The following is a 24,408-nucleotide window of genomic DNA, read 5'->3' on the forward strand; positions in this document are numbered from 1 at the left end:
ACCTTAAATCTTGAGGCGGGTTTCTGCGTGCTGGAAGGCATCGAGGGCAGCCAATTCTAGAAGAAGTGCTTGACGACGGACTTCTGGAACAAAGGAGAACCGAATGGTTCCCGCTAGAGCTCCCCAATCTGGCCAGACCTGTGGTGTCGTCACGGATGTTTCCAGATCTTGGACATGACAGAGCAAAAAGGCCAAGGTGGAGAGACACCACCAACGAAACACGCCCTGTTTGCTGTGTTGGGCAAAGCGTTCAAGTCCAAAACGCCCGTTGATCGTTTTGAAGAACGCCTCTATCCTCCAGCGCCCTTTCCCGACCCGTGCGAGATAGATGCCGCCAAGATTGAGGTTGGACATCACAAAGCGTTGTTCAGGCTCCTTATTCCGGTGCAGCCAGACCCAGGAGATACACATGATCTGGTCAAGCCCACAGGGCTTGACCAGATCGCCTCTGACCATGAGATCGCGCACCTGACGGCCATCCTTGAGCTTGCGTGTACAGCGGACACCCACCACGATGTCAAGGCCATGAGCAAGAACACCTTGAATGAACTCAATACTCTCAAAGCCCCCGTCTGCATGTAAACGGGGACGCCGCTTGCCCGACAGCAACGCAGGGGGAACGGTACGGAGCAGCTTCAGGGCCAGTTGTGCAGGCGAAGGTGTCCCTTTGCCCCGCCATACCTGAACGACCTGCTGCTGAGTTTTGACTGGTAGTCAGAGACTAGACGTTACTGTCTAGATCAACACCCCTTGAACATATCATTTTTGAATGATGCATAGTATGCTGTAGTTTGCCAACATCAAATCATATTTTGATGTTGATGCTGAAGTCATTACACTATTTTCGCCGTTGCTTTTAGGCAGAGCAGTGTCGACACGAATGGCTCCGTAGACTACCTGTTCATTGGTTGTTGTATCCATCCTATTGGCTACAGAATTAAAACCGTCATCAAGCACGCTATTTATTTGCGATGCAATCACCAGTTTTTGATTCAAATCCATTTCTATAGCTAGTATCCACTAGACCTCTTGCGAAAGTCAGGCGGGACGTGCACGGGTGAGGTTGCAGAGCGCCGCGATCAGCTGAACTCGGAGCGCAAACCGACGCCGCCGATGTCGGTACACGCCCTTCAAGACGCGGAAGATCTTCGTACGACGGATGGCATGCAGGGTGCCCTGCCGGGCATGTGCCAGCACGCGGTTTTCTTGGCGTTGTTCGGCGGAGAGGGGCGACGCTCGCGTCGCCTTATGGGTGGTGATGGCGTGCCCGTGGCTCCGCCAGAGTCCCTGGTCTCCGGCGTCCCCGATCAGCGCCGTGTCGTGGGGCAAGCGCACACCCGACTGACGGAACAGCTTCAGATCATGAACGGCCCCAGCACTCGTGGCGGTGCCCAACACGGCGCTGTGTCACCGTGCAGATCAGCAGCTGAAATTTCAGGGTATGACGTTTTTTCTTCCCGCTGTACCAAGCGCGCTGCTTTTTTTGGGCCGTTCACACGGCACTTCAGAAGCATCCACCGCCACGATGCTGTAGACGAGCTGCGCTTCCTGAAATACGCGTTTTCTGGGCATCTGGAACCGCGCACTGGCAATCAAGGCCGCTTCCACGCGTTCCACCGTGCGGTGCACGCCATCGTCATGCACGCCCCAGTCGTCACCCAGGTGTGCGAAGGTACGGTACTCACGCCAGAATTCCAGCGTCATCAGGAGTTGTTCAGCCACGCTGAGTGCGGCTGGGCGGCCAGATTTCTTCTTCCGTTCTTCCCGTTGTGCAAGCACCGTTTCCATCTCGGCAACGGTTTCCGGGTGAACCCCGGTGCGTCGACGAAACTGCTTGCGATTCATCTTCAGCGTGCGTGTCAGACGGTCTCGCTCCACGCTGCCAGCTTAGCCCATGACTTTCGCAAGAGGTCTACTCAGTGGTGCTTGGTTGGATTTCAGACGCAATTACGTAGAGAGTTCGTCTAATCTTAAAAATGTCACTTAATCCATTTTGCTCAAAAAATCTTCATTCGGAAGGCCAATCAAGTATTTCCTTGCAGCATCAGCAGAGTAGGATACGGGTAAATTGTAGAAACCTGATCCATCAAGATTAATAAATCTGAGTCTCATTTTCTCAGGATCTAGCTTATACGTTCCAACTACTACCGGATATGATCGTTCACCCCATTGAAAGCTGCCGTCAGAATTAAAGATTACGATGATAGATGAGGGACGGGCGTTCCTAATTATCCATGTGCCATAGAGATCTTCTTTTCGAGGAGGAATTTTCTGAGGGAAACATGCCACGCATGTTAATATAACTAGAGCAGAGACTAAAGCCTGCGATCTTATCATAATTACCTCACTTAAGTTCTGTTCAGTAATATAACTGATGCCTCTCTAGGGGTCAAAAGTGGTCAGAAATCGCTGCAATGACAGTCTAGACGCATTATTTTTCTTGGGCCGACTTGACAATGCGCTCTGAAGAGCATCGAGGCCCAATCGAAAGAGACTTTTTGCGGGAAGCTGTGCTTGAGCGTTTTCGGTGGAGACTTGGTCGCAACGAAGTCTCCACTCAAGCAGCACCAGACGAACGCCAATGACACGACGCCAAACAGCAGACTCATCCGTGTGCCCTTGGTCAAGCGGGTCGCTTCGAGATCAATGCCTCGTCCTTTCAGGGTTTGATGCATATTTTCCACAGACCAGTGGAGCCGATACAGCGCTAAGGTATGCCAGACGCTGAAAGCGGGCGGCGCCTGGAGGGCGGATGGCAGCAGGTCTGACATGCCCGTAGTAGGGGCCTGTACAGGGAATCATGGCGCACCAGACCTGACCTCCACGGACATCGGTTCCGGAGGGAGGAGTCCGGGTGGCACGACGAGCCGTTGAGTGCTGTGAGCTCATCCCGCGTCAGGTGACCGCACCCATGCTGGGGGCATGCACCGCACGCTCCTCTTGGCCCTCACGCTCGGCCTGTCGACGACGGGAGGGCAGACGCAGATACCCACTCCAGGGCGGCCCACCCTGGAACTGCAGCAACTTGAGCTGGCGCTGGCCGGGCACCCTGTCCGGCTGCGGTTGACCATCGCGAACCAGGCCCCAGGGCAGCAGGTGATCGGCGGCCTCCTCAACAATGAGGTGCCCTGCCCACTGGTCAAGGTGTACGACCGGGCCGGCGGGCCCCCCCTGATCGAACGGTACGTCCTGTCCGACTGCCTGACTGGCGACAACGTGACTGGGAAATCTATTGATACCGGTTTAAATCGGAGTTGCCGTCATAAGCCGTTGTGGCAGGCTGATATACCGCACCCGCTGCCAACCCGAACGGAGCCGCTCTTTGAGTTCTTTGGTCGTCTTGGCACAGAAATTGCCCAGGACATTGCGCTTGACGTACGCCCAGACCTTCTCTATGGGATTCAATTCTGGAGAGTAAGGTGGCAAATAAATCAGGGTCAGACGTTCTACGGTCTCTACGAAAGCCGATACGGCTTTCGCTCGGTGAATAGCGGCATTGTCCAGCACTACGACGACCTCACCGGGAACCTGCTTTAAGACATGGTGCAAAAATGCCACCACATGGTCCGTCTTGATGGCTCCTGGCTGAGTGTGCTGCAGGAATTGGCACCTAGAGGTGATCGCACCAATGGTCGACAGCTTCTGCCAACTGGCCGGAAGACGCACGATGGGCGTCTTTCCCTTCGGGGCCCACGTTCGACGCACCACACCCTTCAGACTGAAACCCACCTCATCCAGATACACCAGGGTCGCGCCGAGCGCGACCTTTTTTTTCGACCTCCAGGCGCGTGGTCCGCACCCAGGTTCGCAGTGCTGTCTCGTTCTGCTCGAGCGCCCCTTTGCTTGGTCGTTGAGGTGAAAATCCCAGTTGGTGGAGCAGCTTCCGAACATGATCCGGGTGGTACCACACGCTCAACCGACGACCGATGACCTCACGCACGCGAGGCGTCGTCCACGTGTCATCCGGAAACCCAAACGCGCGAGCACCCTCCTGCAGGAGGGTGCCGATCTGTTGGCGCTGTTCCGGCGTCAAGCGGCCCGGCCGACCGGGCGTGACGGTGGCTTCCAAACCGCCTTGGCGCTTGAGACGCTCTTTCCAGGTGTAGATGGTGTGGATGGAGACACCAAATTGATTCGCAATCTGCTGATTGGTCTGACCACCGGCTTGGATCACGGATAGGGCGGCGAGTCGTCGTTCTTCCAGCTGAGCGCGGGTGTACTTGGAGGGTTGCCAAGGGACCATAGTTCACCCAAGATAGCAACCCACATTTACACCGGTATCAATAAGTGAAGGGCAAAAGCACAAGAGCAGCGGGCGCAAACCTCAAACCAAGGAGGGATTTTGCTCGTCCAAAAGTGATCGTCTGCATACCGGAAATCGTGACCTAGGTGGCCTGAGAGGGAACAATGCGCAGCGAAGAGCAATGCACCCAGGGATCAGGTTAACTTGGCCTCCTCACCGAAATCTCTCCGGTTATCGTCCCCTCATTGGCTTTGAGGGCCACCATCAAGCTTTGAGGAGAAGGCGTGCAGAACTTGGGCGGGCCTGTGCCTCCTCCCGGATAGGTGGAGGACACAGCCTCGTGCACGTTTGCCGCCCGGATTCCCGGCATTCCATCGAAGGTCACGGTGTCTGCTTGGACGAAAAAATCTGATTCATCCGAGACAGGTATGAGTACATCACTCGTCAACCGCTGGAAGAATGAAGCAACATCGGCCAGAAAGTGGTCTACCTGTTCCTCCAACTGGTAAGGGGGCTCCACCCGTCAGCAGAGGATTGACGGACTCGACCTCCACGAGCGCACGGGAGAACGTGCCATCACCAGCCTCGTGAACCTGAGTGTCATCGAGGGGCGCTAAGGCGGAACGAGGCTGTTCTGCTCAAAAGTGAGCCCTCAGCCTTGGCCGACACGCTGTAGGGGTGGTTGAGGATCACAGGCATCTTGTTATGACTGGACCATATACGACGTGACCCGCCACCCAGGTTCGTCCCACCGGCGAAGGGCTTCAGAAAGTCCCACGATCTGACGGGGTGCAGACCAGCTCTGCGCTTCTTTGTGAAACAACCACCCCTCCCCTAGCGCAACCCCAGCATGTTGCACTCGACCAGCCGCATCACGCCAGACCAGAATGGTGCCCAAGGCATCCAGCTCGCTGCTCGCCACAGTCACGGCCTCCAGCCAACGCTCAAATGGGCCACCATGCAGCCAGAGCTCTGCCATATTCGGTATGCCGAAGGCCGCCAACGTCGTCCCCAGACAATTAGGACCACTTTGAGATGCAAACGTTCCCGCCAGCGGTCGAACGCCTGGCAGGGTTCGCTGAATGCGCTCCCACTGCTGCGTGCTTAACTCTTCCCCACGATGCGCCAGACGGTCTTTGGTGATGAAATCCAACAGGACCTGCTCGCGGGCTGATCCAGAGAGTTGATGCCAGAGGGACGGCCACCAGACAAACCATTCACCCTCCGCGAAAGTCTGAAAGATCCCCTTCGCCTCAGGAAGGCGAGTCTGCCAATCATCAAGCCGCTCGACCAATGCTCGGCCATGGTGATGCTGCTCGTGCAGCAAGGCCAGCCGTACTGCGGGCGGGAGAGCAGCATACGTTGCCTCAGCGAGGAGGAAGACCCAGGGAGCTCCCAAGGGCACCGCGTAGCCCTGAAAAGTATCGGTGAAGGTCAAGGGAAGTTGCAGGGCCGAAAACTCTGCTCTGCTCCAAAAAGGGAGCGGACGCAGTTGTTGGGCCAGCGTATCTGAAACGTAGAACGGTTGGGTTGATGGCGAGAAATTGCTCGACCATTGCTCCCACAGAGGCGTTGAAACTGTGCAATTCAGGACATCCATCGGGTCAGTATGTCGAACTCCACCTTGATTCGCAGACCACCGTGGCGGACACGCCATAGGCCAGTCAGCAGACGCATCTATCCCGCCCAGTGCCCTAGCTTGCTGGCATGCTCTTTGTCATCAGCGGTGCATCTGGTTCCGGGAAATCCACCCTCCTTCCACTGCTCCGTGCCGTGTGCCCGACGGTGCAATGGCACGACTTTGATGAGCGCTGGAAGGGCGGCGGAACAGCCGAGCGGCAACAGCTCCTCGAACAGTGGGTTCAGACGGCGCTGCACACTGAAGGTGATTTCGGCCTACTCGGTCAGTGTCCACTGGGCGAAGTGCTCGCTGCGCCTTCTACCCCCCGCTTGCGAGGCGTCCGGCACCTTCTCCTAGATGTGGGCGATGTGGAGCGCATCCGGCGTCTGCATACTCGGGGTGATGGGCTCGCCACTCAAGACATGCTGAACTGGGCTGCTTGGATGCGCGCACACGAGGCCTATCCGGACTGGCGTCCCGATGTGCTCATGGAGGGCGGGTGGGATGACATGCGCTGGGAGCGCTGGCACGATCACCCTGACGTGTTCTGGTCAGGAACGACCTTCGACGTGACCGAGTTGACGCCAGAGCAGACCGCTCAACGGATCCTGAGTTGGACGACCGACCCAGCGGCAATGTCTTGACCGTGTATTGAGAACGGCATTGGTTTGTGTTGCCCTTGGTCGCGTTTGGGGTGTCAGTCAGATTGCTGTCTGTCCTTGACCCACCTCAACGCTTCCGGGAGTGGGTCACGCAAGGACGTGTCCACTTCCAAACACGGTACTTGACCCAGTGCCAGCGGGGTGTGACACCAATTGGCCGGTGCTAAGGCATGATCAAACGGCAGGTCGATGCCGGGACGTGCCCCTGAAGCGACGCGCGCCGCATGCCGTTCGCGCAAGACTTCCAGTGGTACGTGGCAAAAGATTTGTACCAACCGGGCGCGATGCGCCTGCGCGAGCTCCAAAATCTTAGCCTCACTGATGCCCCGATAGAAATGGGTTTCCAACAGGGTGTCGATGCCCGCTGCCAGAGTCACGCCTGCCACATGCCACATCAGGTCAAAGCTGAGCGGGCCTATCACCTCACGGGGCAGGTCTGGCTGTCGCGCGAGTACCAGACCCTTGTAGTCGTCTTTGGTGACAAAAGGAAGGTACAGTTCTCGGGCCAATTGTGCACTGAGTGTCGATTTACCTGCTGCAGGAAGGCCCGAAACAACCAGAAGGAGTGGCGAGGTCACCCCCAGACCTTACTGTTCTTGGCCACGCCCGCCATCCTCATAAAGGGGTGGTGCATTGATTGTTCTTCGCGAAGTGAGTCTTACGAGGCCTTGGTCAATCATGCTGTGATCTTGGCCCGCACTTCGCCATCTTCTTCAAGCAGTTGCACTATTTACTCTAAAGCGGCTTCCTGGCTCACCGGCCAGCCTGCCAGCTTCAGTTCCATCACAACGGCATTGAGGGTGGCTCTCTGCAAGGGTCGGAGGCGAATACTGAAGGGCTAACGCTCTTCACGCACTGGGGCTTTGGGAATGGTGGAAGCAGGTTCAACAGGTGGGGCAATGGGCGCTGGCTCAGCAAGAAGTTCCGGCCGCGTTTTTCGTACCCCGTGGTCACCGCATGGAAGTCTTTGATTCTGTTGACGACGCGCGAAGACCACAGTCGCGGCACAGCTCTCCGGGCGTGACAGCCTCTCTGTGCTGCTTGCGCCCCCAGGCCGACTCAGACCTTGCGGCCTCCCTCGGTGAGATCTAGCCTTTGGACTGACCCCCTCGGACAGGTTCACCGTCATTTTTGGTGATTGCTCGTCACACAGCCATCAACACGCGTTGTCGTAGGAGTTGAAATGAGGCCCGGCCATACGCCTGACGTTTGATCAATTTTATTTTGTTGACAATGCCCTCGACTGGGCCGTTTGACCACTGCAGCACAAGGGCTGCTGTCAGAGCGACAACATCGCGTTCGAGACCGCGGGCGAACGTCACGAAGTCCGGTAGACCGGACGTCTTCGCGGATTGGAACCAGGATTCGAGGGCTTGCGGCTGTCGTTCACGCATCAACCGTGTGAAGGCCTGAGTGAGGTCGTGAGCCGTGCTCACGACCTCAGAACGAGCTTTGATGGCAGCTAGGATCTGTTGATCCTGCGTGTCGAGCTTGGTTTGATCTCGAAGCATGACCCAGACCAGGTGCTGAAACGTCCACGCCCGCTCTGACGCACCGCTCACTGCGTGAGCGGACGTCGGGATCGGCCCGCTCTTCACCGCCCCATAGCGACATACGGGCCGGGCGTGGTCTTTGCTGGTGCCGTGCGGCGCATCTGCATCCATTGCGCGACACGCTTACGCGAGCCAGAAAATCCCTGCTGGCGCACCTCCCGCAGGAGTTGTCCAGCGTTGCGCTCCCCTTGCGAGAAGCGGTGTTGGAGATACGACAAGAAGGGTGCCAAGATCCCTGAGCGGCTCTGCTGCCGACCAAGCGGCGGTTGTACCTTAGCCGTGAGAGCAGCTCGAACCCGTCCCCGACTCACATACAGTTTGCGGCTGATAGCGCGTTGACTGCGGCCATTGATGGACAACGCGTGAATTCGGTCAAACACCTGTTGACGTACTTGCTGACGTTCTGACCGGCGCGCCTGTTCACTGTGGGTGCGTGGGAGCGACGGTAACGGAACCTGATCGTGGCAGATCTCAAGAATGGCCGTGCGGTCGCGTGCCAATTGACGTTCCAGCGCTTCTCGACAGTTCTTCAAGACGTGCCAACGATCCAGAACCTGCTGCGCCATCGGTGCGCCTTCGCAAATTCCCTTTTCATATTCCAATGAACGGTCTCGACTGATAATTTTGATGTGTGGGTGCTGTTTGAGCCACGCCGCCAGCGTGCTTGCGCTTCGATCTGAGAGGAGTTCGATCGGCCTGCGTGTCTCGAGGTCGACGATGACTGTCCCATACACGTGACCCCGCCGAAACGCGAAATCATCGACCCCAATGACCTCGGGCACGGATCGCACCACTGGCGGCAGGAGCCGTGCTGCACGCAGCACGGTGGATGCACTGACCCTACACTGCATCCGTTTCAGCAGGGCGGCACCAGCATTGCCCCCAAGAATCACGGACACGTGCTGGATCACCGCGAGCGCCCGCCGACTTCGACGAACGGAAGGCGTGAGTCCATCGACAAACCGCTCACAAAAGATGTGTTGTCGGCACAACGGCTCCTGACACACGAAGCGGCGAACAGCCAGTTCGAGCGTCACCGATGTTCCACCTGCTGGGAGATCACTCAGGTGACGGCGATACCGACTGTGAACTCGAGCACTGGAGGTACCACACGTCGGACAGCCCGACGTCGGTTGGATGCTGGTGGCGATCACTACAACGGTCTCTGCGACCTGCACCGTATCCAGCCGAAACCCAGGAAGCTGTCCCAGAAAGAGGGCTGTTAACGCTTCGTTTTCCATACCCTATTGGAGGCCAAGTTCCTGAGGGGATCATCAAAAATGACGGTGAACCGGTACTTTGGGTTCACTCCACATAGATCGGCGTCATCTCTCGCATTCACAGCGCTCTACGGAACCATCAAAGAGCATCCAATTGAATTCAGGCCCACACCACTCAGCTCCTTCTCCAGAGCACTCCACGCCACGATCCATACTGTCCGCATGACGGAAGCCCATGAGGTGCCCTGGAGTGAACGCCTGAAGACCTACTTTCAGACTCTCGGCTGGTTCACCGGACGCCGCGTGGATCTCACGGCCCTCCTCGCTCAACGAATCCGACAGGGTTGGACACCATTCCCGGCGGCCATCGCATTCCTTGAGCAGGTCGAAGGCCTGGGAGATCCGGGCGGGAACTACTACTCGGCGGCCTGTGGTCCAGACTGGCATCAGGCTGTTCGGCCGCTCGAACGGCGGATTGGCGCTCGCCTGTTTCCCATTGGAGCGGAAGATGGCTGGATGCATTTCCTCATGGATGAGTATGGTCGGTGCTATGCCTGTGATCTCCCCTATGACGCCACGGCGTTCGGCTCACTGGACGACCTATTGTTCGGGGGTGTGAGAGAAGAGCTGATCTTGCGCCACCCCAGCCCAGATCAGGTGGAATGGAATGAACTGAACTTCCGTATGCTTCAGTACCGCTGGGGAGGGTGCGACTGGCATGACCCGGCGTACCAGGCGATGCTGCACCGTCGACAGGCGCTGGAGTGGCGCATCTATCGGTGGGATCACCCCTTTGCCGAATTCAAAACCCCCTACGCTCGCCCTCAGTTCGTGAAGTGACACGCCTTACAGAGCCCGCCACCTCACTCAGCACCAATGCAAACTCAGCTCGTTCCCATCAGGACTACTCCCTTGCTCAGGCCGACGCTTGCCAGGGTAGTCGTTCGATTCAGACCTACTGGCCCCGAAGTTCGGAAAAGCAGATCGCACTTTCAGGCTGCTGACGAGGGCACAGCAGCATCACCCTAAGAGTCGCCGGGGAAACATCGAACAAGCGTGCTGGCCTGGCCTGGGTTCGCTCGCGGATTATCTTGCATAACTGACCAAATCCACCCTGGAATCTAATAATTTCGGCCCCCACAAAGCCCACCCACAGGCTGACTGAAAGTGTCCCAGAGACTCAGCTTCCAACGCGCTTCTGGAACTGCTGAAGCTCGTAGGGATAGAGTTGCGGTGCATGTCTTCATTTCGATTTCCTACGCTCCTGCGTCATGCAGCGCGACGTGCTGGATACCAGGGCAGTGGACCAACCATGCACGCCACGAGCGATGGATTTGTCTGGGTGGTCAACGTCCAGCGGAGCCATGACGGTGTCCACTTCTACGTGAATCTCGGTGCCCATCCCCTTGGCCTCCTCCCTGACGTTGGGTTGGCATCCACATTCAAGGAGTACCAGTGTGCGTTTCGCACACGCGTAGGCGAACGCTGGCTACGTGAACCATTCAGCGAAGACGTCGCCCCGTTGTTTACTCAGGCCGAAGCTGTATTCCGAAGAGAAGTTCAAGCCGGAGTAGAAAACTTGCGCACTATTGCCCCTCAAGACGCGGTGGTTGGGACGTATCACGCAGAATTTCACAGCCTCCTGTTTGCACGAATCTGCGAAGCGTGCGGTTGGAATGAACAAGCACTCCGATTCGTGGATTGGGGATATCCGCGCACACGTCCTCGGGCTTCAGCAGTGCGCGAAGAGTTTGCTCTCCTTCGGCAACGTCTGACACCAGCCTAGAAGCCAGCAAACTCCTTCCTAAATACTCTTAGGGCCAATATTCACTGCCTTACCTTCGAGGCCGACAGACACGGCCTCGAACACCCTAACCGACACTTTCAGGTGAATGTGATTGAAACCCGTTCGGCTATCTCATTTATCTGCCGCCTATGCTGATGCAATGACCTACCGCGTGATTCTCACGGAGAACACTGGCGAGACCAGAATCATCTCCAGTTCAGCCGAATCCAATGATGCCCGCGTGTTTTACAGCGCTGCGAAGCTGCACTCCGGTGAACAATTGGCACTCGTTGACCTCACGGGTGAAACCATCGCCGCACGATCACATGGCGACCCAATTCTCCTCCCCGCTGAAGATCACATATGAACCCGTTCCTGTCGCCTAAGGCCGCTTAGGAGGGATCTTCTCCGTACCTCAGATTCTCCGAAATCTCTTGTGCTTCTCCATGCTCATCCCACATCAGCATCTAGGCGGCACGCTGAGTCATGCTGAAGTCCGTTGCCATTCAGTCTGGAGCTAGCCTCGTCCTACTGAGTCAGGGACTGACGGCCTCTGGCCAGTCCCTCCCTGCTCCTGTTGCAATTTCCGCCGTCCTTGTTCAACCGCAAGACACCAACCCGTTTCCAATGATCGAAGAGCAGTTGCACAAGCAGTATCCGGAGTACATCGGCTTCGAGGTCTATGGTGACACGCTGTACCTAGCGGTGAACTCCACAGATCCTGCGGTTCGTCTCCAGATCCTGAGGGCAGTTCAGGCCGGTCACAACTCCTTCCTCCAGGTGCTCGGTGCACGGCCGGGTCAAGTTCGCTTCCTTCAGGGGAGTGGGGTGAAGTATCTGGCGGCAGCGGATGACGCTCTCAATCATATTCGGGGCCGAACCTTCTCTCAATTCGCATCCAGACTTGAACGGGTGGTCGTTGGTTTACAGCATCCTTCTCAACGGGATGAAGCAGAAGCCGTGTTTCGCGCCGCTGGCGTGCCGCTCGACGCTGTGGTGATCTTTACCTTGCCACCTCGAGCGTTGCCCACGGGGCCAGCCTTGAATGCACCTTTGGCAGCGAAGCTGAGTCTTCCAGGCACCGTTCGGCAAGGTAAGACCCTGCCGATCTCTCTGCTCGTGCGGAATACTGGCTCAAGCGTTGTGGCGTTTGAATATGGTGCCTGCGATTTCCACATGGAGGTTCGAAGGGTGGCAACGAAGAGGAAGGAGATTGTTCTCCCTGTGCCCTCCATGGAGGTGTGTCTCACCATCGGCTACCAAGCGACCTTTGAACCTGGTCAGACGAAGGCATTGGCTTCTGCTCAATGGACGGTGGAAACGATGGACTGGAAGAAGCTACCGCCGGGCGAGTATGAGCTCCGCGCAACCTTTGGGCCTCTCCTTGGGGTCGGCTCCGATCAAGGTCAGCCGTATCTCTTGCCCGCGCCAGTGAAATTTAAGGTTCTGAGGCGATAGCGCGTGTTGAGCCAGAGGGGATATGCAAACGAAAACGGCCTAGGCTCTCGCTGAGCGATGCTTCCCCAGCCCCAATTTTGGCCCGAATCTTTCTTCCTTCCCGTGGCGCTGAACCTTTTTTAGAGTGAATCATTGTGGGTAATTCGCGTTATCAGAAAGAGTAGAGCTGCTGGGGATGCCTTAACTTGAACTAAAGACGTGCTTGTAACAGGTTTCCTTGGAAGAGAAGCGTAGTCGGGGAGTCGAATCTGCTGGACAGGTTTTCCTCCCGGATCGTTGCAACCTTGATACTGACGAGATGAAGCTACCTCTATATCTGTTGCAGCGTTTGGTGACAAGAAGGAAAACGATATGACTGATGTGCAGGCACTGCACCCGCAGCACCCGAACTGGGTGTTCGCTGTCATTGAGCAGCCGCGCCACGAACCATTCCGCGTGCAATATGACCCGTTGCGTGGTGTGTTCGAACACACCACCTGGCGCTCCTTACCGTATGCCCGCGCCTTTCCCGGCCATTACGGTTGGATTCGGGGCACTGGGCATCCGCCGGACGTGCATTTTGATGTGTACGTGGTGGACGACCAGTCCATTACGCCGGGTGACGTGCTGGAAGCGGCATTGATCGGCATGTTCGTTCGTTCGGACGGTGATCACAAGTTCTTCGCAATCACAGGGGTACCGTTGGGCGAGGAGCCGGACCTGCTCACCCTGCTGGATGAAGAACGGCACCGCCTGATGGCGGTGTACCCACAGCTGGGCGATGGTGATGCCTGGCTTGGACGTGATGCCGCCCGAGAATGGCTGCGTACCCGCCTCCCTGAACATGTTTGACGTCGCGTTCTCAGACTCTCTTTTTATCCGGGTAAAATCTTCTCCTTTTTCTGACCTAAGCCGACTTAGAAAAGTTCTTCTGCTAAGATGAATTCTTAGCCAAGTGAACTGAGAGAGCCTTCTTTGCGTCTTCTTCTCGCGAAAGTTGGTGTTGAGAGAGCATCGATGCTGCTCCGCAGGTGGTTGCTGCGGCAGGTGACTGGTGGGCTCAATGGACTGCGCTCCCGCCTTCTGCATACACTGTTGGCAAACCAAGGAAGATCTATGTCCCAATCCCTCTTGTTGTTCGAGCAGGCGTTGTCATTGATGACGTCTCGTTCCTTGTGGCCCCAGTTCCATCCGGAGAATACGCCCTATATCGTGTTCGACGGCCAGAACACGACGCTGTACCACACGCCGCCGCCGAGTCACGCTTGGACCCGTGATGCGAACCGGCTGGTCTTCCGAGGACGGCATCCTTCCGTGACAGCCAACACAGCGACGGTGCTGGAAAACGGCGTGGTGGCGGCAAGCCTGATGCTGAACGGCCTGCCAAGCGACCCGAAGACGCTTGCTGCCATCGCCGTCCATGAGGCATTTCATGTCTTTCAACAGCTGAACCCATCGCCCGCATGGGAATCGAACGAGTTGGACGCATTCACGTATCCGAATGATGACGAGGAAATGCTAGCGCTGGCCGTCATGGAAGATGAAGCCCTCACCTGTGCTCTACACGACAGACACGACTGGCAGACTCCTGCTGGGGAAGCACTGGAATGGCGCAGACGTCGGCAGCTGTCCCTGCACCCCCAACACTTGAACTATGAGCGGGCCATGGAGCGAATTGAGGGACTTGCTCATTACGTTGAGGTGTCCTTTCTTGACCAATGTCCGCGTGTCGAAGGGGACGTCTTAAAGGTCAGGCAACGTGCTTATGGGGTCGGTGCCGCATGGGCGGTGTTGCTTGACCGGACGGGGCTGGAGTGGAAGTTGAACCTTGCGGAGCCTTCGATGAGCTTGGACGAGGTGCTTGCCCAGCGGTTGGCACCCCGTACGGTTGGCGAGATACCGCGGGCAGTCCACCAGCGGGCGAACGAGTCCGCCATGCGGGTCCACCGGCAGCGTGCGCAAGAGGTGGCCGCGTTTGAGGCACAGCGTGGCGAGTCGGTCTGGATCCGTGCGTCGTCAAAGCTGTGGTTACGTGGTTTTGACCCCATGAATGTCATCGTGTTGAGTGGGGGCCAACTCCTGCATCGTCGATACCTGCGCTTTGGCAATGATGAGATTGAGGGTGAGGTCATGGGACAGGCGTGCCTCTCGTTCTCGTCGAGTGAGCCGCTGTTGGCAAGTGGAATAGACGAAATCCGAGTCTTGGGAGTAGAAGAAGTTCAGGTGACGGAGGAAGGGCGGCAGTTGGAAGCTCCGGGCCTGCTGCTGCGCTCGAAGCAGGGGCGGTGGTGCCATGAAGGAGGCGAGTGGCGATACACCGCTGTTGTTGAGGCCTCTAGCAGCTCTGGTACCCCAAGCCGAAACTAGACGTTATATCTCGCTACGCAACGGATGCATCCTAATTTACCCAGGTAAAACCCCTCAATTTTCTCTGACCTACTATCGTTTAGGATAGAGTGCTTGATGTGGGGCGGGCTCATTCAGCAGCTCTTGAGAACACAGCTGCCCCAGTAGAGTGACGGCATGTCGCTTCGAATTGCGGTCATCAGCGATGTGCATGGAAATGCCTTCGCCCTCGAAGCAGTCCTCGGCGAGGTCAGCAGCGAATCGCCAGATTTAATCCTTAATTTGGGTGATCAGGTGACAGGACAGGCCGATCCTGGGCGTGCTTATGAGCAACAACGATCCCTGACAGCAGTTGAAGTGCTCGGGAGTGCCGAGCCGCACCTCAACCAGAATGATGTTTTGAACAGCTGGCTGCGTTCGCAGCTCCCCTTCGGCGCTGTCGAGCACCTCACTCGCCTCCCGCTCTCAGCCAAGGTGGCAGGGGGGCAGGTGTATGCCTGTCACGGGGCACCAGACGACCCCTCCGGGCATCTGATGTGGTCCTGGCAACGGGGTCCATACCTCGCGCGGTCAGCTCAAGAGCTTCGTTCACTGGTTCAGCCACTCCATGCTGGCGTTGTGCTGTGTGGGCATACGCATCGCGAAGGCTTGACGATGATTGACGACACGTTGGTCGTGAATGTTGGGGCGGTTGGAAATCAAGTGGATGGCGATCCTCGGGCGCGTTGGGCGCTGTTGCAGCAGCGGAAAGGACGCTGGAGTATCGCCTTCCGACGGGTGGTGTATGACTGGCAAGCCGCGAGCGACTGGGTGCGTGCTTTCGGGCCGAACCCAGAGGACGAAGCGACCTATCTGATGAGTGGAGAGTAGTTCAGGTCGCCACTGTGTCGTCAAGCCGTATTGAGCAGCTCTTCCACCAAACAACGCACAGGTGCCCGTGGAGGCGTGAGTTCTCGTCCTTCGCTTGACTTTGCTCCCCCCATAGTCGAAAGTAAGAGTATGCCTCGCGGAATGCGTCTGACCCCGAATGCCCTGCGCGTTCTTGCGCTGCTGTACCACGGCATTGAACCGCACTACGGTCTCTCGCTTTCCAAAGCGCTTCACCTGGGCAACGGGACGCTCTATCCCATCCTCGACAAGCTCGAAGATGCAGGTCTTCTCCTAGGAACTTGGGAGGACATCGATCCCCATATCGCTGGCCGCCGCCCCAGGCGCTTTTACACCCTGACTGGAGAAGGGATGCGCACCTTTGAACGGGAACGCGATTCCCTCTTCGTCACCCTGCAAGGAGGAGTGCCCCATGCTTGACGTCCTGTATGCCCTGCTGATTCTGATCCCCTTCGCCTTGCTCGTCATCCTCCTGGGGCTGTTGGTCACTCACCAAGCCCAGCGGTGGATTTGCGTTCTTGCACAGCACCTGCCCAAACGGCAGGAGATTCGGGAACAGGAGTGGCTCGCCCAACTGGATGAACTGCACTCCCCGTGTGGGACATTACAATTTGTCTTGGGGTGCGGCCTGGCAACGTTTCGGGCACAGGAGAGTCAGCCGCGCGCGGTTGTGCACTTGTTGTTCGTCACCTTGAAATGGCTTCTGCTCTCTCCTCTCCGGGTCTTCCGCTTCTTCAGGGTGACTGAGGACGACGTGAAAGCCGCCACTCCATATGGTTTTTAGTTCTGGCTCATCAGGTAGTTCAGAGAGCTGGAAGCAGCAGAGTCAGTTTTCCCGTGCCCTCTCTTGATGACTTTGCTGGCACCTCCCGCGTTATCTTGACCGCATGTCAGGTCGGCCTAAGTGCTGATCGAAAAACGCACTGAGATGCTGCTCCATCCTCTGCGTATGCGTGAGGTTGATCTCATGCCCACCGTCCAGAACATGCAATTGCGTCGAGCGGCCCAACGCCAATAATTTCAGATGCATTCTTTCTGACTGGAGAACGGGAACCACTTCATCCTGTTGCCCATGGATGAAGGTAAATGGGGGCGTGCTGGCGGAGACAGAGGTGATTGGACTGGCCGCCAGCGCCTGCGCTGGAACATGGAGAAGCGGTTCGCCGAATAAGGGAAACGGCTCTGTTCCGTGGTCCCATGAGGGGTCCAGCAGATCCATTGGCCCACAGACACTGCCGATCGCCTGAACTGCGGACTCTTCGTCTTCCCACCCTCCGTCCCGTCCTTCGAAGGCTTCTACGCCGTTGGTGGTGCCTAAGAGTCCCGCGAGATGTGCGCCTGCACTGATGCCCCAGACGCCAATCCGCGTGGGGTCAATCCCGAACTCTGAAGCGTGCTTTCTGATCCAGCGGACGGCTGTTTTGACGTCGTGAATTTGCGCTGGGAAGAGGGCGTCGCCAGCCAGGCGGTAGTCCACGCTGAAGGTGACGTACCCTTCGCGTGCGAGAAACACATTGTCGACCGCCCATTTGCCCAACATGATCCAAGCGCCACCATGCAGATGGAGAATGGCTGGAACGGGAGAGGAGGGTCGTTGCTGGGCTCGAAGTAGATCGAGTGTTAAGCCGTGTCGGCTGAAGGGCAGATCCGCTTGCAATTCTAAATCTGCGGGTGGGAAATCGGTGGGGTACATGTGTGGAAGATAGAGAAGAGATGCCACGCTGGTCGTGCCCAATGTCTTTGGGAGGCCCTACGCTCGCCTATTCGGGCGACCAATGCCTCTAACGTACGCGAGAGTTCATGCAACGCGCGGGGGGCTCCGTCTTCTCAAGCGTGAGCCAATGCAGGCGAGCTTCTTCCCAGCAACCCAAGGGAAACTTGCCAGTGGTGGACAGCTTTCGTGGAACCTCCCTGGACGTCTGAAATGCAGCGAGGCGTCATGCCGGTGGAGGTGATGGGCGTCTTCCGGCACTTTGACCTTCACGCAGGTCCGGCTCAAGGTCCCGGAGGCGCCAAGTCACCGTCAGGCGCGTAGATGGGCGGTGGCCAGGGCGTTGAAGGCTGCAGGGCATTCGAAGTACACCGCGTGACCGGCCCGCTCAATGGTGCGCAGGGGCCATCCCCCTTCGATAGTCACCGCTCGGACGAGGTCCACTGGCAAGATGGTGTCGAGCGCCCCATGGATGAACAGGGTGCGTACATGGCGGGTGCCTGGGGGGCGAGGAGGAGGCAAAGGGTGGTGCGGAGCGGTACGGGTGATGGCTTCATATGCGGCCGCACGGTCAGGCGCGTTGCGGTACGTGTCGAGCGAGAGGGCCGGGTGTCGAGCCAGCCCTTATTGCCATTGCGCACGTTGTTGTTCGGAGGCCTGCGCGGCCCGTGCGGCTCGTTCGCGCCAGGCGTCGGGGATGTGCCCGCCGGTGGTACCGCTCATGATGACCCGGCTGAGTCGGTCAGGGTGCGTGGCGTGGAAGGCCCGGAGGGTGTAGCCGCCCATGTTCTGCGCGATGGCGTGAAAGCGACCGACGTGCAGGTACTCGAGCAGGGCGTGCAGGTCCGGCACGAAGGTATTCACCCACGGCTCGGGCAGCGGACCTCTGGAGCGCCCCCACCCCCGGTGGTCGAAAGCGATGCCGGTAGACTCAGGCGCAAAGTGGGAGATCTGCTCAGCCCATATGCGGTGGTCGCCGCCTTTACCGTGCAGCAGCACCAGGGGGGGGCCATCGCCCCAGACCTCGTAGTACAACTGGGCGTCAGGGATGTTCAGGTGGGGCATGGGGTTCCTTGATTGGGCGCAGGCGGCGCCACGCGGCTTCCAGCAGCAACTTGGTATGGTGCAGGGGTTCTGACAGCTTTGGACTTTCAGATCCAGGCAAAGGGTTGCTTCACCACTCAGCGGCCTCTGGGCACCACAACACCCTTGCATAGGGAACTAGAAATCCTGCGGTCATGTGGAATGAGATCAGGGCGTTGCAGCAGACGTCAGGGACGGTGCACCGCGCCAGCTCAGCTCGACGCCCTGCGTCCGCAACCACACTTCTAGATCACGGTGCGCCAGAACGCCGTTGACCACCTGGTGCAGGCAAGTCAGGCTCCATGCGGCCTCGTCCGGTTTCAGTAGTCCCTCACGCAGCGCGGTCAGGTACTCATCGGTATCCAAAACCGTCGGGGTTCCATCCAAACGAATGGACAGATCCAGGTACAAATCTCGGGTGACCCAACACGACCCTGTGGTGGAGATCGACGCTATATCAACGTAGTAGCTATTTTGAGTGATCCAGTCCGTTCCACTGAACCGGTTGACGAGCAATCCTAGAGCCGGGATCACATGACGTTCGATGAAGTGAATCTTCGGATGTCCCACGAAAGCCCGGGCCATATGCAGGCCATACGAGGTTTCCTGCGCCCAGAGAACGGGGTAGGTCACGGGCGCCTCGCCAGGGCCGTGGTCGAGCGTGTGGGTCAGCGCGTGGATGTCCAGAGATTCAATCCGCACAGGATGCATACCGCATGCTTGCACGAAGACTCGCCGCGTCAACGCTCAGTTGCCTCAGGAGATGAGTCAGTCAGGCCACTCATAACAGCTCTTGAACGTCCGACGTACAGATGTTACGTCGGTCAGTGCCCTGCTCCGGCGCTTGGGGCTTTGTGGTGTCGTTGGACGTGCAGGCGAGGATTGAGGCGCAACTGTGACCTTCGTGATGCCACCAAAACGGGAGCTGAAGGGGCGCTATACCGATGCCGAGAGTGAGCAGGCGTGGGCGGTGTAGGAGATGGGGCTGGAGGGCGTCTTCGAACTGTGGATTCGTTCAGCTGACGACTTGCTAGGCCAATGCTTGATCATCACGCGGTAGTACGCGCATTTTTTGGGCCGGGTACTGGAAGCGGTCTAGCCGTCGAGAGGGCTGGCGTGCTCGGCCTCTTGACGGTCGAGGGTGGGAATGGCGAAGACAGCCAGGAGGAGTGCAGTACCACCGGTCGCGGTCATGGCCCAGAGATTGCCAGTGAACAGAAGAAACAGGGTCACCACGCTCAGCGCCATGGCGCTACCCATCAAGACGGAGAGGAGCGTGTTCATGTCTTTATTGTGCCGTCTGGAGACAGGAACAGCCCTTCAGTCCGTCTCAAGAATATGGGGGTGGCAAGGGCTGGGAGGACTCGCTGAACGGCAGCACGCACATTTCTCGGGCCTGGGTGCTGAAGCAGGTGTGAGGCGTGAACGCTTGCTAATCCACGTGTGGGCTCGTGTCGTTCATTCGGTCGCGGTTCCCCAGGCGGAAGGCTTCCGCAACCAGATTGGAGGCACCCATGCCAGTGGGAACTTTGCCGTTCGTAAAGCCCTCGATGTAGGCGGCGATCATGGCCGGCAACAGATTCTGATCGAAGAAATTTCTAAATCGCTGGGTGATACGGCGTTCGGCGAGACGCTGGAGCACGGAGGAATCAGAGGCATTGATCGTGTCGGGGAGCGGAGCGGGCACAGGGCCACAGTAGAGGAGCTTGATCAGAATTAGAACAAGGGAGATGGACGCATTGGGGGGGTTATGTCCCCTGTTTTTTTGGCACTGACTGCACTTAGGGCTGAACAAAGTAGGGGGGCAAGTGGAACCCTGTCACAGGGGTCAAGCGGTCAGATCAGTTCAACTCTTCCCAATCATCCGTCTGCACCCTGAGGGGCGGTAGGCAGGTTCGCCCTTCTGGGTTCCGGCGATGAGGCGCGTTTCTTCCTGACCTTACGGGCCGTTGCTACCGCGTTCCAGAAGACTATGCACGACTTGCTCAACTGACGTAAGCGTGTCTTGTACATCGCCGTCCTCTTTCCACGGAACGACTTTACCGTTCACGGCAAATGAGGGTGTGCCGGGCAGGTCTAGAGCTTCGCCACGCTTCACACTGCGTTCAACTTGAGTGAGGGTGGTGGGATTGTGCAGGCACTCCAGGAAGTCCTTTTCGGGAACTTTCAGGCGGCGAGCGAGCCTCAAGAAGAACGAGGATGGGTCGTCCATGCGCGCCCATTTGTCCTGTTCGACGTACAGGGCGTCATGGTAGACCCAGAACTGCTCGACTTTTGCGGCGCAGCGGGCGGCTATGGCCGCGGGAACGGCGTTGTTGTGAAAGGCCAACGGGAAGTCGGCGAACACCACTTTGACCTTACCGCTGCGGATCTCGCTTTTGAGGAACCGGTGGCGTTCGCTGGTTGCGAACCACTGACAGCCTGGGCACTGGAAGTCGGCGTATTCGGTGACGGTGATAGGCGCGTCTGGGTGACCATAGATCTGTTCGCCATTGGCTGTGACGCTGGTTGGGAGGCCTAGGCTGCCGGGCCGTTCTTCGGCCTGAACCTTCTGTCCGAGCACGACGAGTCCGAAGACGGCTGCGAGCAGCAGCGCGGCGACGGAGCTCAGCACAATGGTCCATCCTTTCGAGCGGCGTTTAGAGGATTGTGGAGGAATTGTCCAGGCGGATACTGGCTCGCCGTGTGCCTCTGCTGTGCGCGCTCCGATCAACGCCACCGCCCGCTTCACCCCCAGAATGCCGGTGAGGCCCAGTGCACCGTAGACCGACGTCAGAACGTTGTTAATGATTTCGACTTGCGTGTGAATCGCCGTGGGGTCAAAAGAGTTGAAGAGGGTGAGGACGGTCAGTCCGTGGAGCACGGCCAGCGCGGTCAGCCACTTCTGAAGCAGGGCAGTGCTGTTCTGCTCGGGTTCACTTCCACCCCGCAGAACCTGGGTGCGCTGCTCGATCCAACGGCTCACCGTCTGGGTGAACGTGCGAACCAAGGCAAACAAGATGCCGAACGGAACGATGACGTTGACCAAGGGGAACAGGGGCGCAGCAGGTTGGTCAATGTTTGAGGCGATGACCAGCGCAATGGCCATAAAGACGGGGGAGTACGCGTAGATGTTCCAGACCGATATCGCGCTTTGTGCGATCTGTTCCAGCTTGCCCAGTTCTGACGTTGCGGTGGCGATGATCCACTGGCGCGTGAAGTGTGCGGCGGCCACCGCGAACCCCACCTGGAGCAGCCACACGAGCCCCAGGCTATTTCGACCGGCAACGAACTGCTCGGCGCTGGCACCGCAGCTGTAAAGGATGTTTCCGACCATGATCAGCAGGAGGCCCAGTTGGGCGCGGTTCAGGATGGTGAGTGGGGAAACGGATCTCATACAGGTCAACCTCTCGGAAATGATGGTGACAGAACCAGGCCCTACTGGATTGCGCTGGAACGGAACTGTTGAGAAAAGCGGTGGGGGTACTCGGGGGTAAGGTGCGGCGGGTGGGCTGAGTCTCGGACTCGCCTTTTGTCTGACCTCTTCTCTAAGCTCAGTTAGCCTAGAAAGATGCACTCTAGCGATACGAGTCCCCGTTGTTGAAGGGGAGGTAGGTTGGCTGGACATCATAATGATGTGCCTTGAGGTGGATCTTAATTGACGCTTCGTGAGTTATGCGCCATTGAGAACTTCCTTCAAGGATTCGATCTTGGGTCTGTGGAGCTGCTGGAATGTGGAGTGCACAGACAGACTGATGTGCTGAAATGAGGCGTGACTGTCCCCACACTGGCCCAGGCCCAGCAGATGCTTCAAGAAGCCGCCAACCTAAACCCTGGGCCCTGGGTTGATCACTCTCTGTGTGTTGCCGCCGCTGCCCGTGCCCTTGCTGAACACCACCCTGACCTTGACCCTGAATGGGCGTATATCTACGGCTTGATGCATGACATTGGGCGCCGTGCGGGCGTGCACGATCTCAGGCACATTCTCGATGGCTATTCCTACCTCATGGAGCGGGGCTTTGAGCAAGCTGCCCGCATCTGCATGACGCACTCGTTTCCACTTCAGGACGTTGACGCTGGGGCTGGCGTCTGGGATTGCACAGCCGACGAAAAAGCGCTGGTGGCCTCCTATCTGGCGTCCGTGACGTACAACGAGTACGACCGGCTGCTTCAGCTGTGTGATGCCTTAGCCTTGCCGAGTGGGTTCTGTCTGCTGGAGAAACGGTTTGTTGACGTGGTTCGTCGGCGGGGCTTCAACGCGCTGACGCTTCAGAAATGGGAGGCTTGGCTGAAACTGGAGCGATCCTTCAGCCAGGTGGTTGGAGGTTCAATCTATGTGCATCTGCCAGGGGTTGTGCAAACGACTTTTGGTGTTTCTCTGCGTGAGTAAAGCGCTGCGCTTGATTGCAGAAATCAAGGCGGCCTCCTCCGGTGAGGTTTAGCTTCCTTATGCGTTCTGTCCAGTCCTCTTCAGCGGCCGGCGACGCTGCGCTCCAAGGGTGGCACGGCGGCCTGCACATTCGGCGCCGCAGCATCGACTCGGCCCGTCAACCTCAGCCACAGAGCGTATTTCTGCTGCCCCATGGGTTGCCGGGGGGGAATCAACTGCTCCACATCCGCTAGATGGGGAACAAAAAGGATGTCCGTCCACAGGGCCGTCAACGTGACGCGCCCAGTCGTGTCCACGGGGCAGTATCCAGGTACAGCCCCCCCGACGGATCCCGGGCCAGCATCCCGTACACGGTTCCAGGCGCATTGGTGACCCGGATGGTATGGCGCTCCTCCAGGGTAAACGGGCTCCAGCCGCCCTCGCGCCGACGCTTACGCCGGGCCTGAACGCCGGAGCCGTTGCCTTTGGTGCTTAGAGCATTTGACAGAATAAGAGGATGAACAAGCGGGTAGGCGCACGCGGGTACAGCCTGGACCTTCGAGAACGAATTGTGGCAGCTGCGCGGAAAGAGCAGAACGATCAGCAGGTGGCCGAAACGTTTGGAGTTGATGTCCGGACCGTCCGATTGTATGTGAAGAAACACGAGGCCGGTACGCTCTCACACGTCAAACACCCGACTGGGCGTCGCCCAAGAGTGCAGAGTGAGCATGAGCAGGTCCTCCTCCAGCAACTGGAGGAAGACCTGGACGCGACCTTGGAGGAACATGCCCGCCGGTTGGAAGCCAACACTGGGCTCAAGATCAGCTACCGAACGGTGGACCGGGTCTTCCGGCGACATGGCATCACCTACAAAAAAAACACGGGTCGCCGCCGAACGCATTGAGGAACTGCGTCAGCAGTTCCTCAATGACCTCCTGCCCTACCTTCAGACGCCGGCCCGGCTGGTCTTTCTGGATGAAAGTGGCTTCAATACAGCGATGACTCGGGGGTATGGTCGCGCGCACCGGACACGGCGCGCGGTCTGTTCGGTGCCCCGCAACTGGGGACGGAATCAAACGCTCGTGTGCGCGTTGCAGGCCAGTGGTCCCTTTGCCCCACTGATCTTGGAGGGCGCGGTGAACGGCGTGAGTTTCGAGTGGTACGTACGAGAAATCCTGTGCCCAGCCTTGACCCCTGGACAAGTGGTGGTGCTGGACAACCTCTCGGCACATCACCGTGCGTCCATTCGGACGCACATCGAAGAGAGACACTGTGTGGTCTTGTTCCTGCCTCCTTATAGCCCCGATTTCAACCCGATAGAGGAGATGTTTTCCAAAGTCAAAGCGTTGGTTCGTGCCGCTGAATGCCGAGAGAGCCCAGCACTGCTTCAGAGAATTTGGGATGCCTTGAATGCTGTGTCCCTACGAGATGTTTTTGGCTGGTTCACCCACGCCTTTCCCCACATCTTCTTATGTCAAATGCTCTAGAAGGCGTCGCAAGAAGGCCACAA

29 protein-coding genes and 1 pseudogene are annotated in these 24,408 nt (G+C 57.9%); 12 read left to right on the top strand and 18 right to left on the bottom strand.

Annotation, left to right across the window (positions count from 1 at the left end; genetic code table 11):
• Positions 1–3: 3 nt before the first annotated feature.
• The 8 genes and pseudogenes from M1R55_RS30850 to M1R55_RS30885 all read right to left on the bottom strand — a co-directional run.
• Positions 4–657 (bottom strand): annotated as a pseudogene (locus M1R55_RS30850) (transposase); the annotation flags it as partial.
• 102 nt (positions 658–759) lie between these two features.
• The gene (locus M1R55_RS30855) at positions 760–1,002 is read right to left on the bottom strand and encodes a hypothetical protein (RefSeq protein WP_249396726.1); all 243 of its coding nucleotides are present in this window, start codon (positions 1,000–1,002) and stop codon (positions 760–762) included.
• 36 nt (positions 1,003–1,038) lie between these two features.
• Entirely contained in the window at positions 1,039–1,398 is a 360-nt protein-coding gene (locus M1R55_RS30860) for a transposase family protein (RefSeq protein ID WP_249396727.1), read from the bottom strand.
• A 36-nt stretch (positions 1,399–1,434) separates the two neighbouring features.
• Positions 1,435–1,878, bottom strand: a complete 444-nt coding sequence (locus M1R55_RS30865; protein WP_249396728.1) for a transposase family protein — start codon at positions 1,876–1,878, stop codon at positions 1,435–1,437.
• Positions 1,879–2,399: 521 nt separating this feature from the next.
• Positions 2,400–2,771, bottom strand: a complete 372-nt coding sequence (locus M1R55_RS30870) for a hypothetical protein (protein WP_249396729.1) — start codon at positions 2,769–2,771, stop codon at positions 2,400–2,402.
• Between the two features lie 124 nt (positions 2,772–2,895).
• Positions 2,896–3,048 carry a hypothetical protein gene (locus tag M1R55_RS30875; protein ID WP_249396730.1) on the bottom strand — a complete coding sequence of 51 codons (153 nt, stop codon included), beginning with the start codon at positions 3,046–3,048 and terminating at the stop codon, positions 2,896–2,898.
• A 195-nt stretch (positions 3,049–3,243) separates the two neighbouring features.
• Positions 3,244–4,243, bottom strand: a protein-coding gene (locus tag M1R55_RS30880) for an IS630 family transposase (protein WP_249396731.1) whose coding sequence is annotated in 2 segments (ribosomal slippage) — positions 3,244–3,774 and positions 3,776–4,243 — 999 coding nt in all. Because the reading frame shifts where the segments join, the coding sequence is not laid out codon by codon here.
• A gap of 703 nt (positions 4,244–4,946) precedes the next feature.
• Complete coding sequence (locus M1R55_RS30885) at positions 4,947–5,570, bottom strand: hypothetical protein (RefSeq protein WP_249396732.1); 624 nt, start codon at positions 5,568–5,570, stop codon at positions 4,947–4,949.
• 380 nt (positions 5,571–5,950) lie between these two features.
• Here M1R55_RS30885 and M1R55_RS30890 point away from each other — a divergent pair, with 380 nt between their 5' ends.
• Complete coding sequence (locus M1R55_RS30890) at positions 5,951–6,508, top strand: hypothetical protein (protein ID WP_249396733.1); 558 nt, start codon at positions 5,951–5,953, stop codon at positions 6,506–6,508.
• A 53-nt stretch (positions 6,509–6,561) separates the two neighbouring features.
• Here the strand turns inward: M1R55_RS30890 and M1R55_RS30895 are convergent, their stop codons facing one another.
• From M1R55_RS30895 to M1R55_RS30905, 3 genes are all read right to left on the bottom strand, one after another.
• Entirely contained in the window at positions 6,562–7,104 is a 543-nt protein-coding gene (locus M1R55_RS30895) for an ATP-binding protein (protein ID WP_256566088.1), read from the bottom strand.
• A 567-nt stretch (positions 7,105–7,671) separates the two neighbouring features.
• A complete protein-coding gene (locus M1R55_RS30900; RefSeq protein WP_256566089.1) occupies positions 7,672–8,190 on the bottom strand; it encodes a transposase in 519 nt (172 codons plus the stop codon).
• The gene (locus M1R55_RS30905; protein WP_249396736.1) at positions 8,121–9,320 is read right to left on the bottom strand and encodes an ISL3 family transposase; all 1,200 of its coding nucleotides are present in this window, start codon (positions 9,318–9,320) and stop codon (positions 8,121–8,123) included. The genes M1R55_RS30900 and M1R55_RS30905 overlap by 70 nt, the downstream gene beginning before the upstream one ends.
• A 201-nt stretch (positions 9,321–9,521) precedes the next feature.
• Here M1R55_RS30905 and M1R55_RS30910 point away from each other — a divergent pair, with 201 nt between their 5' ends.
• The 9 genes from M1R55_RS30910 to M1R55_RS30945 all read left to right on the top strand — a co-directional run bounded on the left by M1R55_RS30910 (position 9,522) and on the right by M1R55_RS30945 (position 16,540).
• On the top strand, positions 9,522–10,139 hold the full coding sequence (locus tag M1R55_RS30910) for an SUKH-3 domain-containing protein (protein WP_249396737.1): 618 nt from the start codon (positions 9,522–9,524) through the stop codon (positions 10,137–10,139).
• Between the two features lie 397 nt (positions 10,140–10,536).
• On the top strand, positions 10,537–11,085 hold the full coding sequence (locus tag M1R55_RS32585) for a DUF4304 domain-containing protein (protein ID WP_371827346.1): 549 nt from the start codon (positions 10,537–10,539) through the stop codon (positions 11,083–11,085).
• A 160-nt stretch (positions 11,086–11,245) separates the two neighbouring features.
• Positions 11,246–11,452, top strand: a complete 207-nt coding sequence (locus M1R55_RS30915) for a hypothetical protein (protein ID WP_249396738.1) — start codon at positions 11,246–11,248, stop codon at positions 11,450–11,452.
• A gap of 119 nt (positions 11,453–11,571) precedes the next feature.
• Positions 11,572–12,543 (top strand): hypothetical protein, encoded by a 972-nt coding sequence (locus tag M1R55_RS30920; protein ID WP_249396739.1) that lies wholly within the window; start codon positions 11,572–11,574, stop codon positions 12,541–12,543.
• 351 nt (positions 12,544–12,894) lie between these two features.
• Positions 12,895–13,374 carry an inorganic diphosphatase gene (locus M1R55_RS30925; RefSeq protein WP_249396740.1) on the top strand — a complete coding sequence of 160 codons (480 nt, stop codon included), beginning with the start codon at positions 12,895–12,897 and terminating at the stop codon, positions 13,372–13,374.
• Between the two features lie 264 nt (positions 13,375–13,638).
• Positions 13,639–14,889, top strand: coding sequence for a hypothetical protein (locus tag M1R55_RS30930; RefSeq protein WP_249396741.1), 1,251 nt, complete (start codon positions 13,639–13,641; stop codon positions 14,887–14,889).
• 156 nt (positions 14,890–15,045) lie between these two features.
• A complete protein-coding gene (locus M1R55_RS30935; protein WP_249396742.1) occupies positions 15,046–15,738 on the top strand; it encodes a metallophosphoesterase in 693 nt (230 codons plus the stop codon).
• Positions 15,739–15,879: 141 nt separating this feature from the next.
• Positions 15,880–16,176: a PadR family transcriptional regulator gene (locus tag M1R55_RS30940; RefSeq protein ID WP_249396743.1), complete on the top strand. Its 297-nt coding sequence runs from the start codon at positions 15,880–15,882 to the stop codon at positions 16,174–16,176.
• On the top strand, positions 16,169–16,540 hold the full coding sequence (locus tag M1R55_RS30945; RefSeq protein WP_249396744.1) for a hypothetical protein: 372 nt from the start codon (positions 16,169–16,171) through the stop codon (positions 16,538–16,540). The genes M1R55_RS30940 and M1R55_RS30945 overlap by 8 nt, the downstream gene beginning before the upstream one ends.
• Positions 16,541–16,630: 90 nt before the next feature.
• Here M1R55_RS30945 and M1R55_RS30950 read toward each other — a convergent pair whose 3' ends face one another.
• The 6 genes from M1R55_RS30950 to M1R55_RS30975 all read right to left on the bottom strand — a co-directional run bounded on the left by M1R55_RS30950 (position 16,631) and on the right by M1R55_RS30975 (position 21,926).
• Positions 16,631–17,449, bottom strand: coding sequence for an alpha/beta hydrolase (locus M1R55_RS30950; RefSeq protein ID WP_249396745.1), 819 nt, complete (start codon positions 17,447–17,449; stop codon positions 16,631–16,633).
• A 642-nt stretch (positions 17,450–18,091) separates the two neighbouring features.
• Positions 18,092–18,532 carry an alpha/beta fold hydrolase gene (locus tag M1R55_RS30955; protein WP_249396746.1) on the bottom strand — a complete coding sequence of 147 codons (441 nt, stop codon included), beginning with the start codon at positions 18,530–18,532 and terminating at the stop codon, positions 18,092–18,094.
• Between the two features lie 186 nt (positions 18,533–18,718).
• Positions 18,719–19,261, bottom strand: a complete 543-nt coding sequence (locus M1R55_RS30960; RefSeq protein WP_249396747.1) for a DUF402 domain-containing protein — start codon at positions 19,259–19,261, stop codon at positions 18,719–18,721.
• Positions 19,262–19,645: 384 nt separating this feature from the next.
• Positions 19,646–19,834, bottom strand: a complete 189-nt coding sequence (locus tag M1R55_RS30965) for a hypothetical protein (RefSeq protein WP_249396748.1) — start codon at positions 19,832–19,834, stop codon at positions 19,646–19,648.
• Positions 19,835–19,982: 148 nt separating this feature from the next.
• A complete protein-coding gene (locus M1R55_RS30970) occupies positions 19,983–20,237 on the bottom strand; it encodes a hypothetical protein (protein ID WP_249396749.1) in 255 nt (84 codons plus the stop codon).
• A 252-nt stretch (positions 20,238–20,489) separates the two neighbouring features.
• On the bottom strand, positions 20,490–21,926 hold the full coding sequence (locus M1R55_RS30975; protein ID WP_249396750.1) for a thioredoxin domain-containing protein: 1,437 nt from the start codon (positions 21,924–21,926) through the stop codon (positions 20,490–20,492).
• A 375-nt stretch (positions 21,927–22,301) separates the two neighbouring features.
• On the opposite strand from M1R55_RS30975, the gene M1R55_RS30980 reads away from it, so the two are divergent.
• The gene (locus M1R55_RS30980; RefSeq protein ID WP_249396751.1) at positions 22,302–22,919 is read left to right on the top strand and encodes an HD domain-containing protein; all 618 of its coding nucleotides are present in this window, start codon (positions 22,302–22,304) and stop codon (positions 22,917–22,919) included.
• A gap of 80 nt (positions 22,920–22,999) precedes the next feature.
• Here the strand turns inward: M1R55_RS30980 and M1R55_RS30985 are convergent, their stop codons facing one another.
• Positions 23,000–23,215 (bottom strand): hypothetical protein, encoded by a 216-nt coding sequence (locus tag M1R55_RS30985; RefSeq protein ID WP_249396752.1) that lies wholly within the window; start codon positions 23,213–23,215, stop codon positions 23,000–23,002.
• A gap of 200 nt (positions 23,216–23,415) precedes the next feature.
• Between M1R55_RS30985 and M1R55_RS30990 the strand changes: the two genes are divergently transcribed.
• Positions 23,416–24,385 (top strand): IS630 family transposase gene (locus M1R55_RS30990; RefSeq protein WP_249396753.1). Its coding sequence is split into 2 segments (ribosomal slippage): positions 23,416–23,769 and positions 23,771–24,385, totalling 969 coding nucleotides; the frame shifts between segments, so codons are not numbered across the junction.
• The last annotated feature ends 23 nt before the right edge of the window (positions 24,386–24,408 follow it).

Origin of the sequence: Deinococcus sp. QL22, from assembly GCF_023370075.1 — a bacterium.
Classification (GTDB): domain Bacteria; phylum Deinococcota; class Deinococci; order Deinococcales; family Deinococcaceae; genus Deinococcus.